A 16,732-nucleotide genomic window follows, 5' to 3' on the forward strand; every position below is an offset into this window, starting at 1 on the left:
TTTTGTCCTTAGACGAACTGTTCGCGAATAAGCCGCTCTTCGAGCCCATGGCCTGGGTCAAACAGAATGCGGTGCGCGATCTGCGCGTCCGAGCGGATTTCAACTCGCGACACATTCTCAATTGCGCGGCTGTCGGCATGGGCCATCACCGGGCGTTTCTGCGGCTCCAGAACATCAAAGGTCACTGCCGCAGATTTTGGCAGCAGCGCCCCGCGCCAGCGCCGCGGGCGGAACGGCGCAATCGCCGTCAGCGCAAGCACATCCGACCCGATTGGCAAAATGGGTCCGTGGGCAGAATAGTTGTAGGCTGTGGAACCCGCAGGGGTGCTGATCAATGCCCCGTCACAGACCAGCTCTTCCATGCGCAGACGCCCATCAATCGAAATCTTCAGCTTGGCTGCCTGTGGCCCCGCGCGCAGCAGCGAGACTTCGTTGATAGCGAGCGCTTCATGCACCGATCCGTCCGCAGCTGTGGCGCGCATCGCCAGCGGGTTGAGCATCTCTTCTTCTGCGGCCCCCAGCCGTTCCAGCAGACCGCTTTCGGAATAGGCATTCATCAAAAAGCCCACCGTACCGCGGTTCATACCGTAGACCGGCGCAGACATCGCCTGCGTCATATGCAGGGCCTGAAGCATGAAACCATCCCCGCCAAGCGCGACAATCACATCCGCCTCCTCAGGCGCGACATTGCCGTAGCGCCCGATCAGGGCGGCGCGTGCGGTCTGCGCAACTGGCGCATCGCTGGCCATAAAAGCGATTCTTTCAGACATCGTCGCTCATGCTCCCAACTCCCAAAAAGCAGGTTTCCCTGCGCCGCCAAAGGTTTCCGATAGCGACATATGTTTACCCCCTGCACCATCTGCGGCGCTCAGGCAAGGTGTTGCGTCGCTTTGGGACCTTTCAAGCCGGGCATGTTTCCATTAGGAAACTCGCAACTCGAACCGTTCAACAGGAGCAAACGTCCATGAGCACCTCCCGTGATTCTGGCTTTTTCACCGAACCCCTCGCATCCCGCGACCCGGAGCTGTTTGGCTCCATCACAGATGAGCTGGCCCGCCAGCGCGACGAAATCGAACTGATCGCGTCTGAGAACATCGTGTCTGCGGCCGTTATGGAAGCGCAGGGCTCTGTGCTGACCAACAAATACGCAGAAGGCTACCCGGGCCGCCGCTACTATGGTGGCTGTCAGCACGTGGATGTGGCAGAGAACCTCGCCATCGACCGCGCAAAAGAGCTCTTTGGCGTTGAGTATGCAAACGTGCAGCCAAACTCCGGCTCCCAGGCCAACCAGGGTGTATTCACCGCACTGCTGCAGCCGGGCGACACCATCCTCGGCATGTCCCTGGACGCAGGTGGCCACCTGACCCACGGCGCAAAACCAAACCAGTCCGGCAAATGGTTCAACGCGGTGCAGTACGGCGTGCGCAAGCAAGACAGCCTGCTGGACTACGATCAGGTTCAAGAGCTGGCCAACGAGCACAAGCCAAAGCTGATCATCGCAGGCGGTTCCGCCATCCCGCGCCAGATCGACTTCGCAAAGTTCCGTGAGATCGCGGACTCCGTTGGCGCATACCTGATGGTCGACATGGCACACTTCGCTGGTCTCGTGGCCGCAGGTGAGCACCCCTCCCCATTCCCTTATGCGGATGTGGCAACCACCACGACCCACAAGACCCTGCGCGGCCCGCGCGGCGGCATGATCGTGACCAACGATGAGGCAATTGCCAAGAAGGTCAACTCCGCGATCTTCCCAGGCATTCAGGGTGGCCCGCTGATGCACGTGATCGCAGGCAAAGCCGCCGCCTTTGGCGAAGCGCTGCGCCCTGAGTTCAAAGCCTACCAGCAGCAGGTTCGCGCCAACGCTGTGGCGCTGGCGGATCAGCTGGTCAAAGGCGGTCTGGACATCGTCACCGGTGGCACCGACACCCACGTGATGCTGGTCGACCTGCGCCCCAAAGGTGTGAAAGGCAACGCCACCGAGAAAGCTCTCGGCCGCGCCCACATCACCTGCAACAAAAATGGCATCCCGTTTGACCCTGAAAAGCCAATGGTCACCTCCGGCATCCGTCTGGGCACCCCGGCCGGCACCACCCGTGGCTTTGGCGAGGAAGAGTTCCGCGCGATTGCTGACATGATTGTGGAAGTGGTCGACGGTCTGGCCGCCAACGGCGAAGAGGGCAACGGCGAAGTGGAAGCGGCTGTGAAAGCCAAAGTGGCAGATCTCTGCGCACGCTTCCCGCTCTACCCGAACCTCTAAGCCCAGCGCTTAGCTAAAGACAAAGCCGCCGCAGACACCCTCTGCGGCGGCTATTTTTTGTGGGGCCGGCGTTACCCTTCTATTGGCGGTTTGGGTCGCACCAGCGCGGCGCCATAGCGCAGCGCAAATCCGCCAAAAGCCGTAACCCAAAGCACGGCGGAAATCTCTAGACATACAGGGACTTCGCCCGCCAACCACCGTGCGATAACAGAGCCAAAGAGGCTGAGATAGATCGCAAGTGTGGGCCCATCCGCTTTCAACGCACGACCGGTATGGCCCAGCGTCGCCCGCGTCATCACCGCCAAGGTCATTGCCCCGATCGCACCTGCCATCCATATGTGTTGCGCGGCGGCCTGCCCTGCCCCGACTCCCAGAATGGAGTCTCCCAATGCCAGGGCTCCCAGCGGGATCAGAGCATAGGAAACGTGCAGCACCGACAGCAACGGTTCAGCCAGCGTATGCGTGCCTTTCCAACGCCAGAGGCGCGCCACATGCAGCAGTGCCAAACCGATCAACAGCCCACCTACGCCAGCCTCCTCTGGCCAAAAACTCCAAAGCAGAAGCACCGCAACCGTTGTCAGCAGTACAAACTTGTCAAAGCGCTGCATGGGGGGTGCGGGGCGCACATCGCTGCCCTGTTTGACCAACCAGTTGCGCGTGAACGACGGCACGATGCGCCCACCGATCACGACAATCATCATCACAGCGGTCGCGAGACCCAAACGGAGGCCCAGCCCCTGCGCGGCAAAGCCGTCCACCAGCGCCTCAAGGTGAAACACCCCATTCGCCAGGGTGAAAACGGCCAGCATCGCCAACACGATCAGGTTGCGCCAATTCTGACCAGCAATGATCTCTCGCAAAATCACGCCGCCCAAAACGATGGGAAAAGCCAGATCAACAGCGGCCGCTGCGCCCAAGGGTAAGCTTGCCGAGAAAAGCACCGCCACGCGCCCTGCCACCCAAAGTGCAAAGAGCCCGCCCAGCCGCCAGCCCACCAGAGGCAAACGCCCTGTCCAATTGGGCACCGCTGTGAGCAGGAACCCCGCCAAGATCGCGCCAAGATAGCCAAAGAGAAATTCATGTGCATGCCATGTCACCGGGTCAAAGCGCAACGGCAGCTCAAAGGCACCGCTCAGCGCGGCAATCCAGACCGGCATCGCCAGCGCCGCCCACAGCGCGCCAAACAGAAAGAACGGGCGGAACCCATAGCTCAGCAACGCCGGTCCCGACCAGCGGCGCATTTGTTCAGAAGAAGACAGGGCCATGTTGCGGCCTCCTTATGTGTGAGATGGCGCTCAAAGCGCATCCGTGCCGTCGGCCACATCCATCAGATGACGAATGTGGCGGGCAAAGTACCATGTCGCAGGCGCACCAATCAGCGCGCCCAGCAAAATCGAAAGACCGGTCGATACCACCGGACCACCCACCCAGCTGAAGATCAAAGATAGGAAAAACACGTTCACTGCTGCGGCTCCTACCCCAAACGGGTACAGCGCCAGCGCAATTCTCTGTACTGACCAGCCCGCTTGTGTCATCGCCGCGACACCAGCCATTGCACCGCAGCCATGGACGCAACCAGCGTCAGGCAGGCCAGCGCATACCAGAACTCCGCTGTGGCAGATTGCGCCTGCGGAATCGGGCGGTCAAACGCCTCTGCCATTGCAGGCGAAGCCATGAATGCAAAAAGAACGACAGTAAGTTTCATCTCAAGTCTCCTGTGTCAGACTGCGGTAAATGTCGGGCAAGGCGCGCGACAATCGCATCGGGTTTGGCAACAGCGAGAAGCCGCCACGCCCAAAGATGCGGGCAAACCAATCCTGCCCGTCTTCATCAATGATCACACCATGCAGGTTCAGCCCTATGTCTCGCGCTTCCCGCACGGCCATATGGCTGTCTTCAATACCATGCTGCCCCTCATAGTGATCGAGATCGTTGGGCTTGCCATCGGTCAGCACGATCAACAGCTTATGGGCACTCGGCTCCTTAGCCAGCTGCGCGGTCACATGCCGTATCGCGGCCCCTAGACGCGTAAAATGGCCGGGTTTCAACGCGCCTATGTTGTCGGTTACATCGCAGGTCATCGGCGCCTCAAAATCCTTGCAACGCGTCAAAAACACCCGATCCCGGCGCAGGGAGGAAAAGCCCCAGATGCCGATCCGGTCACCGGCAGCATCCACACCCACGGCCAAAGCGGCCATGGCTTGACGGGCCACTTCAATAACGCTGGTGTCGCCAATCGCTGCCTCGGTCGAGCGGGACACATCAATCAAGAAAGCAACCGAGACATCGCGTTCAACTTTGCGCGCAGCCTGCCAGATGCGGTCAGAGCCACGCCCCGTGGCCGCAAGATCCGCCTTTGCCGTCAGCACAGCCTCCAGATCCAGCTCGCTGCCGTCGATTTGGCGGGCCTGCAAAATCCGGCGCGGTCGCAGGGCTTCAAACTGCCTGCGCACCTCGCGCACTGTGCGTGCATGGGGGATGAATTGGGTGCCGTCAGGCTGCGCAGGCGCTTCCAGCACACGGCAGTGATCCTTCATATAGCTGCGCGCCCGGTGATTCCATTCGTCATAGGTATGCACGCCCGCAAGCGCCTCATGATCCGCATCCGCGGGGGACAGGTCGAGGTGCAAGCGCAAGCGCGTCGCTGCCTTGCGGTTCTGCTTGGACAGGGTGATGCGATCCTGATCATCCGCGGCTTTCTGGGCATTTTCATCGTCATCATCATCCACACTGCGGTTGATGTTCATCGACTCCACCCAAGACAGGATGGATTCAAAACGGTGAATGATAAAACTGTCCTTACGGCTCTGCTGTTCCTGATCTTTGCGCTCACCAGCTTTGCGTTTTGAATAGGCCGCTGCCGTTGGCGGTGCCTTATCCGCAGCGTCTTCCTCGCCAGCCGCCGCACCTGTGCCGGGGGCCGCAAAACGCAACCAAATTGGCACTGGCGCAAAGGGCATATAGCCCCGCGTTGCGACACCAGCTTCCAGAGTGGCCTGCGTGCCGAACAGCTGATCGCGGATAGCCTGCTCAAGGGCGGCCTCCTGCGCGGGTCGGGCAACCTCGGGCCGAATATTCAGGCAATGCCGCGCCATCTGGGCATAGCCCTTGCGCAATCCCGGGCAGGCCTCAAAGGCGTCATCTGCGGCCTGCGCATTTGCCCGGATTTGCGCGCAATCAAGTGCGGCACCATCGCCAGAGAATGTGTTTGGGGTGATGTCTGCCTTGGCCGCCAGCGCGGTCAGCCAGAAATAGGCGGCGCGATTCAACCACTTCTCGGGAAAGACCGCGATCTGTGGCGGCAGGGCCAACCGCTCGCCATCAAAACGCGCCACATATTCCTTCTCGCGCTCCGCACCCATCTTGCGGCGCAGCGGGCGGCGATGCCGCATCACGGTCGCAGGTGCCTCCCCCAGCTCCACCGCAGCATCCCCGCCCAGCGCACGAAACAAAACCGCAAGGCTTGGGCGCACAGACGCCAACGTGACCGCCGCATCCGGATAATGTGCCTCCGCACCCAATCCGCTGGCCATCTCATGCCAGAGGTTGCCCACGGTCTCTTCCGGCTCCATCAAATAGAGAAGTCGCATTCCGCTCACCCGTAGATCGTTGCAACCAGATCCCTGAGGGACTGCTGCACATCTGGCTCATCACTCAAAGGTTCGATGATCGCCGCCTCAAGCGCGCGATCCACGCCCATGCCTCCCGCCATCAGACTGGCGGCATAGATCAGCAAACGGGTCGAAACGCCTTCTTCAAGATGCATGCCGGAAAGCTTTCGGATATGCCCGGCAAGCCGCACCAGAGGCGCGACCCGCCCCACTTCCAGACGGCTTTCCTGCGCAACCACCGAGATTTCGGTTTCCGCATCCGGAAAGTCAAAGGAGATCGACAAAAAGCGTTGGCGTGTAGAGGGTTTCAACCGCTTAAGCACATTCTGATAGCCGGGGTTGTAGCTGGCGACCAACATGAAGTCCTTGGGCGCCACCAGCTCCTCTCCGGTGCGATCGATCATCAAGGCGCGCCGCGAGTCTGTGAGCGGGTGCAGCACCACAGTCACGTCTTTACGGGCTTCAACCACCTCATCAAGGTAACAGATCCCGCCGTCGCGCACTGCGCGTGTCAGCGGGCCATCGACCCAGACAGTCTCGCCCCCTTTGAGCAAATAGCGCCCGATCAAATCTGCCGCAGAGAGATCATCATGGCAGGCCACCGTATAAAGCGGCTTGCCCAGCTTGGCGGTCATGTGCTCAACAAAACGGGTTTTGCCGCAGCCGGTCGGCCCCTTCAAAAGAAGGGGCAAACCATTGTCATAAGCGGTCTCAAACAGATCGCACTCACGGCCGGTTTCTTGATAAAACGGCAACGAAGGAACAGTTGCGATATTCATACTCATTCTCCTGCAACAATTTTGGCAGAGCCCGGTGCGATGATTTCTTTTTCACGCACAACGGCCAGCGAGTAGATGAACAGAAGCGCGCCAATCACCACAGCGGCACCCGCGCCAAAGCGCATCAGATAGAAGACCGACAGGCTCTCCTGCACGTCCATGAAATAGTCGCCCACCACGCGCTGCATATGGGTCTGGATCGTACCTGCGAAGGTCAGCACAAATGTCATGAAGGCCATGCCACCGGTCATCAGCCAGAACGACGCCATGTTCAGCACCTGATTATACGGCATCCGGTTGCGCAGCATCGGCATCGCATAGGTAAAGACCGCAAGGTTGAGCGCAACATAGGCACCGTAGAAGGCCAGGTGACCGTGGGCTGCGGTGATCTGCGTGCCATGGCTATAGAAGTTCACACCATGCAGCGTGTGCAAAAAGCCCCAGACCCCTGCGCCAAAGAAGGCGACTGTGCTTGCCCCCAAAGACCACAAGAGCGCGGCTTTATTGGGGTGGTTCTTGCGGCCCTTCCAGACCATCACAAAGGCAAAGGACATCATCAGGAAGAAGGGGATCACCTCAAAGGTGGAGAAGATCGAACCAACCCACTGCCAATAGCCCGGCAAGCCAATCCAGTAGAAATGGTGCCCGGTGCCAAGGATGCCGCTGAAGAGCGCCGTAGCCACGATGACATAGAGCCATTTTTCAACCACCTCACGGTCCACGCCGGTCAGCTTCAGCATCAGAAAGGCGAGGATTGCAGCCATCACCAATTCCCAGGTGGCTTCTACCCAGAGGTGGATCACAAACCACCAGTACATTTTATCAAGGCTCAAGTTAGCCGGATTGATGAAGGCAAATACCCACAACAGCGACAGCAGCCAAAGCCCCATCAGGAGCACATTGGTGATCGCGGTTTTCTTTCCCGCCAGCACAGTCATCGAGATGTTGAGCAGAAAGATCAGCGCCCCAACAAGAATGCCGAATTTCACCCATAACGGCTGCTCCAGAAACTCACGGCCACCGTGGATGCCCACAAGGTAAGAGCCAACTGCGCCCAGCGCGCCTACTGTCAGAATGATGAGCTGGATATAGGCCAATTTCGGTGACCAAAGCTCGCGCTCGGATTCTTCGGGAATAAGGAAGTAAGCTGCGCCAAAAAAACCTAGCAACAGCCAGACCACCAGCGCATTGGTGTGGATCATACGGATCACATTGAAAGGCAGGATTTCCGCCAAGAAGTTGGGAGAAACGTAAACCCAACCTGCGAGCAGACCACCCAATACCTGCACGCCAAACAGCGCCAGCGCTGCGGCGAAATAGTAAAGGGCCACTTTTTGAGACTGATATTTCATGGTTTCGCCTCCTTATCCGGCGTCATTGGGCGGCCAGCCCTGCGTGTCTGTCTGATCCGCCCAGCGCAAAAACTCAGACAGCCCGCGGATGTCTTCATCGCTCAACTCATAGCGGGGCATCTGGCGACGCCCTTCGATCCCGCTGGGCTGGCTTTCGATCCACCCCTTCAGCATTTCAAAGGCGTCTTCCGGGCTGTCCTGCACACCCCAGCGGGTCATCACATTACCCACTTCAGGCGCGAAGTAGGCACCCTCGCCATGCAGGGTGTGGCAATTGATACAGGAGTTCTCTTCCCAGACATGTTTGCCGTGGATCACCGCCTCGCTCAGCGCCATTCCGGCGGTCGAGGTGTTCACCACGTATTTGTGCGATTGGACGGTCATCCCCACGAAGATCACGACAAAAAAGATCGAACCTCCGTAGAAGATGTTTCGCGCCCGCGACTTTGTCAGAAATTCAGCCATGAGCCGGCCTCCTTGGATTCGGGATGGCCTTGTCATAGCGGGGCAGCTCACGTGGAAGTTTGTGCCAGCACAACCTTTGAAACGGTTATTGGGGCAAACCTGCTCTAAAACGCAGCACGCAAATGCCTGCGGAGAAAATGTCGGACGAGAAGAGATCGCTGCAGATTGCTCAGGCGCGCCAGTAAAGGCAAAAGCCGCGTTTAGGCCCGGCTCAAATCCACAAGCGCACTGGGATCAAGCACCTTGATCTGTTTGCGTTTGCTCTGCACCAGCCCACGCTTTTCCCAGTCGCTCAACAAACGGCTGACCGTATGCAGCGTGGTCGCTGTGAGCTCAGAAAGATCCTGCCGCGTGATCGGGAAGTCTATTTCTATACCGTCGGGTGTCTTGCGTCCGGTCTGGTTGATCAACCGCAACAAGGCATTGGCCAAACGCTGTTCCACCTGCTGCGTGGCCAGCTCCACAATGCGTGTGTTCAACTCTCCGACCCGCTTGCCCACCGTCTTATAGGTGTTCACGGCAAACCCTTGATAGTCGGAAACAAAGCTCTCCCACAGCCCCATCGACCAACTCAGAACAATCGACTCCGTCGCCGTCACTGCGGTTGCGGGATAGGTTTCGCGCCCAATGGCCTTTGCAATCCCGAGCAGCTGGCCCGACGGGATATACAGGGAAGTCACCTGCTCGCCGGTCGCCGTGATCCGCACCACACGCACATACCCATCCAGCAGCATATAAAAGCGCTCTGCCGGAGCGCCTTCGTCAAAAATCGCCACCCCCGCTTCATATCGCTTAGAGGTCGCCTGATCCAAAATCCTGCGGATCTGCCGTTTTTCAAGTTCGGAAAACGGCGGCAAGTGCGTGAGCAGGCTTTCATCCAGCCTAGGCAGCGTTTTATGCGGCGGCGTACGGTCCATGCATGAGTTGTGCCAGAACACCAAGGCGAAGACCACCTGCCGCAAGGCCCGCGCGCCGACAAAACCAAAGTTCTTTGCGCTGGAACAAAGTTCAGATTTTCAAATCCGTTAAATCTCGCCGCAACACACAGCCCACTTTGAACACTGCAAAAACTTTCAAGGCGTGACTGCGCGTTTCTCTTCAAAAGCAGCACATGGGTCGACCACCCGGTGCCAAGCAACCACCTCATGGAGGGTAAAATGGCCAAAATCATCAATCCCGGTCTCATGAAAACAAGCCGCCGCAATGTTTTGCGCGGCAGCATGCTCGCAGGGGCCGCCGTTATGGCGGGTGCCACGGTTAAGGCGACACCGCGTGCGCCCAAAATCGACGCGATCAATGCAACCTCCACACACCTTTACAAAACAGCTGGCAAACAAGAGACAGCAAGCACCGCGAAGCCAGCAGATCTGTCCGGCTACACCCGTGTGAAACAGGAGCTGGTCGCGCCGCCCTTTGCACCGGAACATGAGCAGGTCGCCACTGGTGGGCCAAAAATCATCGAAATCACCATGATCACCGAAGAGCGTCTGATGGTGGTGGATGAAGACACCGGTGCCAGCATCTGGGCGCTGACATATAACGGCTCGGTGCCGGGCCCGCTGATCATCTGCCACGAAGGCGACATGATCGAGCTCACCCTGCGCAATCCTGAGAGCAGCATGATGGAGCACAACATCGATTTCCACGCGTCCACCGGAGCGCTTGGCGGCGGCGGACTGTCCCATGTTCTACCCGGCGAAGAGGTAGTGCTGCGGTGGAAGGCCACCAAACCAGGCTGCTTCACCTATCACTGTGCCCCCGGCGGCGCGATGATCCCCTACCACGTCACCCACGGCATGAACGGCGCTGTGATGGTGCTGCCAAGAGACGGACTGAAGGACAAAGACGGCAATCCGCTGCGCTATGACCGCATCGCCTACATCGGCGAGCAGGACTACTACCTGCCACAAGATGAAAACGGCGACTTCATTCAATATGAGCAAGCGGGCGAAGACTTCTCTGACAGCCTTGACGCCATGCGCACCCTGATCCCGACGCACTCTGTCTTCAACGGAGCCGTGGGCGCATTGACCGGCGAAAATGCCCTGAAAGCCGAGGTGGGTGAAACGGTCCTGATGATACACAATCAGGCCAACCGCGACTCCCGTCCGCACCTGATCGGTGGGCACGGTAACTATGTCTGGGAAAGCTCCTTCACTGATGCGCCCTTGCAGGACATGGAGACCTGGTTCGTGCGTGGCGGCTGCGCGGTGGCGGCGATGTATACCTTCGAGCAACCGGGCGTCTATGCCTACGTCAACCACAACCTGATCGAAGGTGTCATGCTTGGTGCCACGGCCCACTTTGTTGTCGATGGCACTTGGAACAACGAACTGATGGAGCAGGTGGTCGCTCCCAGATACTTTGAAACCTGATCTGAAAGGATAGACCCATGCCCGCCGCCAAGCGCCCGAACCTCACAAGCGCCCCCCCCCTTCGTCTTGCCGGTTTTGGTGTCTTGGCGGCGGCTCTTTTAGGGGCTGCTGCCCTGCAATTTGCCCCCAAATCACCATCACGGCCCGAACTACTGCCGCAGATGGCCGCCCATGCGGTTGTCATGCCAGACGGGCAACAGTTTTTTGCGCAGCGCTTTGAGGTCTCCGTTGCTGAGTGGAACATATGCGCGGCAGAAGGCCGCTGCGCGGTGTCGTTGCGGGTGCGGCCGGACCAAAAGCCCGAGACCACACCGGCCACAGGCCTCAGCTACGAAGATGTGCAGCAATATATCCGCTGGCTCAACACGCAGACCCGACAGCGCTTTCGCCTGCCCACCGCCACGGAATGGGAACATATGGCGGTCGATGTTCTACCAGAAGAACCCGATCCGCTCTTCACTGATCCGTCGCTCACCTGGGCCTCAACCTACCTGACGGAAGGCACAACACCCCGCGCGCTGAAACCTCAAGGCAGCTTTTCCACCTCTCCCGAGGGGGTGGCTGATCTGGATGGCAGCGTCTGGGAATGGACCATGGAATGCTACGCTGGCGCCGAGGAGGGGATCGACCGCGACCGTTGTCCGGCATATTTTGTGGGCGGTGAACACGTCGCAGCGATGTCTTATCTGATACGCGATCCGGCCCGCGGTGGATGCGCTGTCGGCTCTCCACCAGCTCATCTCGGGCTCCGCCTAATCTCTGATCATGAAGTGCCGCGCGGCTAAGGCCCCGCCTTAAAACGCGCCGGTGTTTTGAAATTCGATATCCGCGCGCAGGCGCTGGCTTTGCACCAAACGCGCGTTTGTCAGGTCGTTTTCCTCTGCGCGCTGCACTGCCTGCTCTTGTGACAGCCCGTGGGTCAACCACCGCTCCACCAGACGCCGACGCAGCTCTTCCTCTGGCACCGACAGAAAAACCGACACATCCCAAATGTCTGACAGCGCCCGCCAGACCGGCGCGTCAAACAGCAGGTAATTGCCTTCAACCACCACCGTATCGCACTGCGCCGACACCGCGCCGCCACCGGGTATGGTCACATCGCGGGCGCGGTCAAAGGTTGGATAGGCCAGAACCCCGCCTTGAGACAGCTGTCCAGCCAAGGCCACAAACCCTTCGGAATCAAAGGTATTTGGCGCGCCTTTTCGCGCCAGAAGCCCCAGATCCACGAGGTCCTGATTGTCCATGTGAAACCCGTCCATCGGCACAACCTGCGCCGCTGATCCGGTGTCACTCAACCGCGCAGCAATCTCTTCTGCCAGCGTTGATTTCCCGCTCGCCGGAGCACCGGCCACCGCCACAACCCTGCGCGCACCTTTGCGTGGCGCGGCCGCTATGGCCGCAACCAGCGCATCCAGATCCTGCATCACGCGGCTCACGCCGCCTCCGACGGCGCAGCCTTCGCCCCCGTCATAAAGGCCACCGCATCGGACATGGTGTAATCCTTTGGATCAATCACACAGAGCCGCTTGCCCAGACGGTGCACATGGATGCGATCAGCCACCTCAAACACATGCGGCATGTTGTGGCTGATCAGGATGATCGGAATGCCCCGCGCCTTCACATCCTGGATCAACTCCAGCACTTTCCGGCTCTCTTTCACGCCCAGCGCCGCAGTGGGCTCATCCAGAATGATCACCTTGGAGCCAAAAGCCGCCGCACGCGCCACGGCCACGCCTTGCCGCTGACCGCCGGAGAGGGTTTCCACCGCTTGATTGATGTTCTGAATGGTCATCAGCCCCAACTCGCTCAGCTTGTCGCGGGCAAATTTCTCCATGGCAGGACGGTCGAGCTGGCGCATCCATTTGCCGCGAAAACCGGGTTTGCGCAGTTCTCGCCCCATGAACATATTGTCGGCAATCGACAGCGCAGGCGACATCGCAAGGGTTTGATAAACCGTCTCAATCCCCGCCTCCCGCGCCTCAATGGGGGAGGTAAAACGCACCTCCTTGCCCTCCAGCGTCACCGTGCCCTCATCGGGGATCACCGCACCGGAGACCGCCTTGATCAGCGAGCTTTTCCCAGCGCCATTGTCGCCAATCACCGCCAAAATCTCGCCCGGCATCAGGTCGAAGTCACAATGATCCAGCGCCGTCACACGGCCATAGCGCTTGACCAGCCCGCGGCCTTTCAAAATCGGTTCCATTATGCCGCCACCTTTCTAATCCACTGATCCACGGCCACCGCGCCGATGATGAGCGCGCCGATGAGCAGGAAGGTCCATTGCGCATCTGCGCCGGCCAGCCGCAGCCCCAGTGTGAAAACCCCCACAATCAATGCGCCAAAGAATGTGCCCAGAATGGAGCCGCGCCCGCCAAAGAGCGAGATGCCCCCGATCACCACCGCGGTGATGCTCTCGATGTTCAGAAGTTGCCCCGATGTTGGCGAGACAGAACCAATCCGCCCGATCAGCGCCCAGCCTGCAAAGGCGCAGATCAGCCCGGCCAGTGCATAGACTGAGATCAGCACGCCCTTCACATTCACGCCCGACAGCTCCGCCGCTTCAGGGTCATCGCCCACCGCATAGACATGTCTGCCCCATGCCGTGTGTTTCAGCACATAGGCCAGCACGACAACCAGAAGCACCATGAAGACCACACCCAGCGTAAATACTGCGCCGCCCAGTTTGAATTTCGCCCCCAAGAGCTGCAACAAAGGCGCCTCTGCGGCGATGTCCTGTGATCGGATGGTCTCATTGGCCGAATAGAGGAAATTCGCCGCCAGAACGATCTGCCACATGCCCAATGTGACGATAAACGGTGGCAGCTTCATACGCGCCACAAGCCAGCCATTGAGCGCACCAATCGCGGTGCCAAAAGCCAGCCCGAAGGCCACCGCCACCGCAGGCGGCAAGCCATAGCGAAAGGTGAATTGCCCCATCACCACGGAGGAGATCACCGCAATGGCCCCGACACTCAAATCGATGCCTGCGGTCAGGATCACAAGGCTTTGCGCCGCCGCCACAATGCCGACGATCTGCACCTGTTGCAAAATCAAGGTGAGCGCGAAGGGTGAGAAAAACCGGCTGCCCAGCAGCAGGCCAAAAATCACCACCGCACCGATCAGTACAATCAGCGGCACCAGCGCGGGCGTGGTGTGCAAAGCGTGGTGAAACCGCCCGACAATCCCCTTTTTGCCCTCGTCAAAATGAGCAACTTCGGACGCTGAATCTGTCACCACAGCCTCATAATTCTCCGACTGAGACATGTGAGCCCTCCCCCGGCATTCTGTCTGAGCTTGTGCAAAAGGGTGAGGCTGCCCCCACCCTCTCGCGTCAGGTTAACACGACTTGGCCGCGATCAGCCCCAGCAAAGCTCGGTGCCTTTGGCGGTGTCGATGCTGTCCACGCCATCAACCGGCTGATCGGTGACAAGCGACACGCCAGTGTCAAAGAACTCCTTGCCGTCAGAGGCCTGCGGCTTGGTGCCGTCTTTGGCCCAGGCTGCAATCGCCTCAATGCCTTTGGACGCCATCAACAGCGGATACTGCTGCGATGTCGCGCCAATGACACCGTCCTTGACGTTGTCCACACCAGGACAGCCGCCATCCACAGACACTATCAGCACGTCATTTTCACGGCCAATCGCCTTCAACGCTTCATAGGCACCCGCAGCGGCAGGCTCATTGATGGTGTAGACCACGTTGATCATCGGATCTTTGGCCAGCAGGTTCTCCATGGCGCGGCGGCCACCTTCCTCGTTGCCAGCGGTGATGTCATTGCCCACGATGCGTGGATCGGTCTCATCGCCCCATTTGCCGGGGTCGCCCAGCTCAATGCCAAAGCCTTTCAGGAAGCCCTGATCGCGCAGAACACCCACAGTGGGCTGGCTCACCGCCAGATCAAGCATCGCAATCTTTGCGTTGGCCGCCTCGTCGCCCAACGCCGCTGCCGCCCATTTCCCAATCAGCTCTCCAGCCAGGAAGTTGTCGGTGGCAAAGGTCATATCCGCAGAGTCAATCGGCTCCAGCGGGGTGTCGAGTGCAATCACCAAAAGGCCCGCATCCCGCGCCTGCTGCACCGCTGGCACAATCGAGCTGGTGTCAGAGGCGGTCAGCAAAATACCTTTCGCGCCATTGGCAATGCAGGTCTCAATCGCCGCCACCTGAGTTTCGTGGTCACCATCCACCTTACCGGCATAGCTGTTGAGCGTGATGCCCAGCTCTTCGGCCTTTGCCGTCGCGCCTTCGCGCATCTTCACAAAGAACGGATTGGTGTCTGTTTTGGTGATCAGGCACGCGCTCACATCCGCCGCCGCACTGACCGTCATTCCGGCCAAAACAAGGGCCGATGTCGCAAGTAGCTTTTTCATAATGTCCTCCCAAGGTTCGCAATATTTGGATCTGGCTCCCTCCAGCTCCAGGCCTGCCTCTAATTCGTGACGCAGGATGCCCCCATAGGTAACGGCGATTCCCCAAGAGCTGTCAATAAATAAATTAACTTTATTAAATAATCGAAGCGCCCTATCTTCCAAAGCTGGGAGGAGCCTTTTATGGTCAGCCATATGGATGGCGGAAAAATCAGAGCACTCAGCGGCGGCGTGAATCAACGGCGCGTCCGCAACCACAATGAACGCCTTCTGATGTCCATCCTGCAGCGGCAGGGCGCCCTGCCCGGCATCGACCTGGCAAAACGCATGGGGCTGACGCCACCGGCGATCTCCACCATGTTGCGCAAGCTGGAAAGCGATGGCCTGCTTCAGCGCGGCGAACCCACGCGCGGCAAGGTGGGCAAGCCCTCCATTCCCATGCACCTCAACCCCGACGGGGTCCTGGCGCTGGGATTGAAGATCGGCCGCCGGACTGCGGATCTCTTACTGCTCAATTTCGCGGGCAATGTGCGCGCCTCAGAGCACACCACCTACGACTACCCGCTGCCCGCAGATGTCTTCTCATTCCTTCATGACAGTCTTGAGACATTGCTCGCCGGCCTCAGCGCCGAGGAGGTCGCGCGCATTTGCGGGATCGGCGTCGCCGCCCCTTTTGAGCTCTGGCGATGGAGCGATCTGGCAGGCCCCGCCGCAGAGCAGTTCAAGCTCTGGAAAGACATTGATTTTGCTCAAGAGGTGGCCCGCTTCAGCGACCTGCCCATCTTTGTTGGCAATGACGCCACCGCAGCTTGCCGCGCCGAGCATCTCTATGGCCGTGGCAAAGAGTTCCGCGACTATGCCTATTTCTTTGTCGGCTCCTTTGTTGGCGGTGGCATCGTCATGAATGACAGTGTGTTTGAGGGCAATCAGGGCAACGCGGGCGCGCTTGGCTCCATGCGCGCCACAGGCCCTATGGGCGAAAGCCGCCAGCTCATTGATGTGGCCTCCATCCACCTGCTGGAAACGCGGCTGATCGAGGCCGGTCTCAACCCCGACATGCTCTGGAGCCAGCCACAAGATTGGTCAGTGCTCAGCCGCTATGTCGATCCGTGGCTGGGTCAGACCGCGCAGGAGCTCGCCAAGGCCGCACTGTCGGTCTGCTCCGTGGTCGATTTTGAGGCCATTCTGATCGACGGTGCCTTTCCCGCCGATGTCCGCCAAGAGCTGGTGGAGCGGGTCCGGCGCTATCTGGTCAATCAGGACACACGCGGCCTGATCGTGCCGCGCATCGAAGAGGCTGTGGTGGGTCAGGACGCGCGTGAAATTGGTGCCGCCAGCGGCCCGATCTTCTCGCAGTTCTTCCTCAACACGCACGCCGGATTGTCCCGCTGAGCCGCAACACCCGACTTTGTCGCAACCAAAGTGAGCGGGCCTATACCTGCGTATAGGCGCCCTGCCTTTTGCCACCCCGACCATACCTGAGCGCGGCGCGCGCTGACGCCATCCGCCAGCTACCTTCTGGGCATTCA

General features: G+C 59.5%; 17 protein-coding genes. 4 read left to right on the forward strand and 13 right to left on the reverse strand.

The features are described from left to right. Positions 1 to 8: 8 nt before the first annotated feature. Positions 9 to 770 carry an NAD kinase gene (locus J7400_RS08200; RefSeq protein ID WP_209061785.1) on the reverse strand — a complete coding sequence of 254 codons (762 nt, stop codon included), beginning with the start codon at positions 768 to 770 and terminating at the stop codon, positions 9 to 11. A 194-nt stretch (positions 771 to 964) separates the two neighbouring features. On the opposite strand from J7400_RS08200, the gene glyA reads away from it, so the two are divergent. After that, the gene (gene glyA, locus J7400_RS08205) at positions 965 to 2,257 is read left to right on the forward strand and encodes a serine hydroxymethyltransferase (RefSeq protein ID WP_209061787.1); all 1,293 of its coding nucleotides are present in this window, start codon (positions 965 to 967) and stop codon (positions 2,255 to 2,257) included. 71 nt (positions 2,258 to 2,328) lie between these two features. On the opposite strand, the gene J7400_RS08210 is transcribed toward glyA, so the two are convergent. From J7400_RS08210 to J7400_RS08245, 8 genes are all read right to left on the reverse strand, one after another. Then, entirely contained in the window at positions 2,329 to 3,522 is a 1,194-nt protein-coding gene (locus tag J7400_RS08210; RefSeq protein WP_209061789.1) for an NnrS family protein, read from the reverse strand. A gap of 30 nt (positions 3,523 to 3,552) precedes the next feature. Then, positions 3,553 to 3,720 carry an NnrT protein gene (locus tag J7400_RS08215; protein ID WP_348540140.1) on the reverse strand — a complete coding sequence of 56 codons (168 nt, stop codon included), beginning with the start codon at positions 3,718 to 3,720 and terminating at the stop codon, positions 3,553 to 3,555. Between the two features lie 68 nt (positions 3,721 to 3,788). Beyond that, complete coding sequence (locus tag J7400_RS08220; RefSeq protein ID WP_209061791.1) at positions 3,789 to 3,962, reverse strand: protein NnrT; 174 nt, start codon at positions 3,960 to 3,962, stop codon at positions 3,789 to 3,791. 1 nt (position 3,963) lies between these two features. After that, entirely contained in the window at positions 3,964 to 5,847 is a 1,884-nt protein-coding gene (locus J7400_RS08225; protein ID WP_209061793.1) for a VWA domain-containing protein, read from the reverse strand. Between the two features lie 5 nt (positions 5,848 to 5,852). Further along, positions 5,853 to 6,647: a CbbQ/NirQ/NorQ/GpvN family protein gene (locus J7400_RS08230; RefSeq protein WP_247738670.1), complete on the reverse strand. Its 795-nt coding sequence runs from the start codon at positions 6,645 to 6,647 to the stop codon at positions 5,853 to 5,855. A gap of 2 nt (positions 6,648 to 6,649) precedes the next feature. Beyond that, on the reverse strand, positions 6,650 to 7,999 hold the full coding sequence (locus tag J7400_RS08235; RefSeq protein ID WP_209061802.1) for a cbb3-type cytochrome c oxidase subunit I: 1,350 nt from the start codon (positions 7,997 to 7,999) through the stop codon (positions 6,650 to 6,652). A 12-nt stretch (positions 8,000 to 8,011) separates the two neighbouring features. Next, positions 8,012 to 8,464 (reverse strand): cytochrome c, encoded by a 453-nt coding sequence (locus tag J7400_RS08240; protein ID WP_209061804.1) that lies wholly within the window; start codon positions 8,462 to 8,464, stop codon positions 8,012 to 8,014. A 200-nt stretch (positions 8,465 to 8,664) separates the two neighbouring features. After that, positions 8,665 to 9,381, reverse strand: a complete 717-nt coding sequence (locus tag J7400_RS08245; RefSeq protein ID WP_247738671.1) for a Crp/Fnr family transcriptional regulator — start codon at positions 9,379 to 9,381, stop codon at positions 8,665 to 8,667. Between the two features lie 240 nt (positions 9,382 to 9,621). Here J7400_RS08245 and nirK point away from each other — a divergent pair, with 240 nt between their 5' ends. Together nirK and J7400_RS08255 are read left to right on the forward strand one after the other, a co-directional pair. Next, a complete protein-coding gene (nirK, locus tag J7400_RS08250; protein ID WP_209061806.1) occupies positions 9,622 to 10,839 on the forward strand; it encodes a copper-containing nitrite reductase in 1,218 nt (405 codons plus the stop codon). Between the two features lie 17 nt (positions 10,840 to 10,856). Further along, positions 10,857 to 11,624, forward strand: coding sequence for an SUMF1/EgtB/PvdO family nonheme iron enzyme (locus J7400_RS08255; protein WP_247738672.1), 768 nt, complete (start codon positions 10,857 to 10,859; stop codon positions 11,622 to 11,624). A 9-nt stretch (positions 11,625 to 11,633) separates the two neighbouring features. Here J7400_RS08255 and J7400_RS08260 read toward each other — a convergent pair whose 3' ends face one another. The 4 genes from J7400_RS08260 to J7400_RS08275 all read right to left on the reverse strand — a co-directional run bounded on the left by J7400_RS08260 (position 11,634) and on the right by J7400_RS08275 (position 15,206). Further along, positions 11,634 to 12,275, reverse strand: coding sequence for a nucleoside/nucleotide kinase family protein (locus tag J7400_RS08260; protein WP_348540142.1), 642 nt, complete (start codon positions 12,273 to 12,275; stop codon positions 11,634 to 11,636). Next, a complete protein-coding gene (locus J7400_RS08265; protein WP_209061808.1) occupies positions 12,272 to 13,042 on the reverse strand; it encodes an ATP-binding cassette domain-containing protein in 771 nt (256 codons plus the stop codon). Before J7400_RS08265 ends, J7400_RS08260 begins: the two co-directional genes overlap by 4 nt. Further along, the gene (locus J7400_RS08270; protein ID WP_209061810.1) at positions 13,042 to 14,103 is read right to left on the reverse strand and encodes an ABC transporter permease; all 1,062 of its coding nucleotides are present in this window, start codon (positions 14,101 to 14,103) and stop codon (positions 13,042 to 13,044) included. The genes J7400_RS08265 and J7400_RS08270 overlap by 1 nt, the downstream gene beginning before the upstream one ends. Positions 14,104 to 14,195: 92 nt before the next feature. After that, positions 14,196 to 15,206 carry a sugar ABC transporter substrate-binding protein gene (locus J7400_RS08275; protein ID WP_209061812.1) on the reverse strand — a complete coding sequence of 337 codons (1,011 nt, stop codon included), beginning with the start codon at positions 15,204 to 15,206 and terminating at the stop codon, positions 14,196 to 14,198. A 192-nt stretch (positions 15,207 to 15,398) separates the two neighbouring features. On the opposite strand from J7400_RS08275, the gene J7400_RS08280 reads away from it, so the two are divergent. Then, a complete protein-coding gene (locus tag J7400_RS08280; RefSeq protein ID WP_209062097.1) occupies positions 15,399 to 16,595 on the forward strand; it encodes an ROK family transcriptional regulator in 1,197 nt (398 codons plus the stop codon). The last annotated feature ends 137 nt before the right edge of the window (positions 16,596 to 16,732 follow it).

The sequence above is a fragment of the Shimia sp. R9_2 genome (assembly GCF_017743735.1).
Classification (GTDB): Bacteria; Pseudomonadota; Alphaproteobacteria; order Rhodobacterales; family Rhodobacteraceae; genus Shimia.